Annotated in this window: 2 protein-coding genes; both read right to left on the bottom strand. The window is 56.7% G+C overall.

The genetic code is table 11. The features are described from left to right. The coding region (gene rfbA, locus H8S84_RS19955) for a glucose-1-phosphate thymidylyltransferase RfbA (protein ID WP_187069178.1) at positions 1-863 on the bottom strand (863 nt) is incomplete at its 3' end. Positions 864-969: 106 nt separating this feature from the next. After that, positions 970-2019 (bottom strand): dTDP-glucose 4,6-dehydratase (gene rfbB, locus H8S84_RS19950; RefSeq protein ID WP_187069177.1); only part of this gene is annotated, 1050 nt, incomplete at its 5' end.

The following is a 2019-nucleotide window of genomic DNA, read 5'->3' as shown; positions in this document are numbered from 1 at the left end:
GCTTCTCTGAGCACGCTTAGCAGGTAGTCGCCGTAGCCGCTCTTGCGCAGTGGCTCGGCGATCCTTTGCAGCTGCTCGGCATTTATAAAGCCCATGCGGTAAGCCACCTCCTCGATGCAGCCGATTTTAAGGCCCTGGCGCTCCTCGATCACCTGCACGAACGTGGCCGCCTGCATCAGCGACTGTATCGTGCCGGTATCAAGCCATGCGGTGCCCCTGTCCAGTATGCCCACCTTCAGCCTGCCCCTTCTGAGGTACTCCTTGTTCACATCGGTGATCTCGTACTCGCCGCGCGCGCTCGGCTCCAGGTTCTTGGCTATCTCCACCACGTCGTTGTCGTAGTAGTAGAGGCCCGGCACTGCGTAGTTGCTCTTTGGCTGCTTCGGCTTCTCCTCTATCGAGAGCACGTTGTTCTCCTTGTCGAACTCCACCACGCCGTAGCGCTCCGGGTCGTGCACGTGGTAGGCGTACACCACGCCGCCGTCCGGGTTATTGTTGGCCTGCAGCAGCTTGCTCATGCCCGAGCCGTAGAAGATGTTGTCGCCCAGCACCAGCGCCACTTTGTCTGAGCCGATGAACTCCTCGCCTATCACAAAGGCCTGCGCCAGCCCGTTGGGCACCTCCTGCACCTTGTAGCTGAAGCTGCACCCGATCTGGCTGCCGTCGCCCAAAAGGCGCTCGAACATCGGCAGGTCGTGCGGCGTGGAGATGATGAGTATCTCCCTGATGCCCGACAGCATCAGCGTGGCCAGCGGGTAGTAGATCATCGGCTTGTCGTAAATCGGCATCAGCTGCTTGCTCACGGCAAGGGTAAGCGGGTGCAAGCGCGTGCCGGAGCCACCGGCAAGTATAATTCCTTTCATGTATCTAATAACTTAATTGTTTGATGGTCAGATTGTCAAGTGATTTATTGCTCTCTGTTTCTCCAGATTAACAATTCAACAACCCATCAATTTAACAATTACCGCTTTAGCGGTTTGTGTACTGCTCCTCGTAGTAGTCACGGTAGTGGCCTGAGGTCACGTTCTCCAGCCACTCGGTGTTCTCCAGGTACCAGTCCACGGTTTTGCTCAGGCCTTCTTCAAAGGTAACCGACGGCTTCCAGCCCAGCTCGTCCATCAGCTTGGAGGAGTCGATGGCGTAGCGCAGGTCGTGGCCGGCGCGGTCTTTTACAAACGTGATCAGATTCCTGCTGTGGCCTTGCTCTCTGCCTAGCTTCTGGTCCATCTGGTCGCAGAGCAGCTCGATCAGGTCCAGGTTCTTCCACTCGTTCACGCCGCCGATGTTGTAGGTGTCGCCTACCTTGCCCTTGTGGAAGATCACATCAATGGCACGGGCATGATCCAGCACGTAGAGCCAGTCGCGCACATTCTCGCCCTTACCGTAAACAGGCACCGGCCTCTCGTTTTTGATGTTGTTGATGGCCAGCGGGATAAGCTTCTCCGGGAAGTGGTTCGGGCCGTAGTTGTTAGAGCAGTTCGATATTTTAATCGGCAGACCATAAGTATGGAACCAGGCGCGCACAAAGTGGTCAGAGCTTGCCTTGGAGGCAGAGTACGGTGAGCGTGGGTCGTAAGGGGTTTCCTCTGTGAACAGTCCGTCCTCTCCCAGCGAGCCGTACACCTCGTCGGTGGAGATATGGTAGAACAGGTGATTTTGCAGGTTCTCAGCCCAGTGCTTTTTCGCGGTGTTCAGCAGGTTCACCGTGCCGATCACGTTGGTCTGCACAAAGGCCAGCGGGTCTGCGATGGAGCGGTCCACGTGCGACTCGGCCGCCAGATGAATCACCGCGTCGAACTTGTGCTCTGAGAAGATATCCTCCACAAAGACAGCGTCCACGATGTCGCCTTTCAGGAAAGTATAGTTCTCCCTGTCCTCGACGTCGGTCAGGTTGGCCAGGTTGCCGGCGTACGTCAGCTTGTCGAGGTTGTAGATCTGGTAACTCGGGTACTTGTTCACGAACAAACGCACCACATGCGAGCCGATGAAGCCGGCGCCGCCCGTAATCAATATCTTCAT

It is taken from the genome of Pontibacter cellulosilyticus, assembly GCF_014306105.1.
Taxonomy (GTDB): Bacteria; Bacteroidota; Bacteroidia; order Cytophagales; family Hymenobacteraceae; genus Pontibacter; species Pontibacter cellulosilyticus.
The sequence above is the reverse complement of the archived record's forward strand: the minus strand, read 5'-3'. Positions and strand labels throughout refer to the sequence as shown.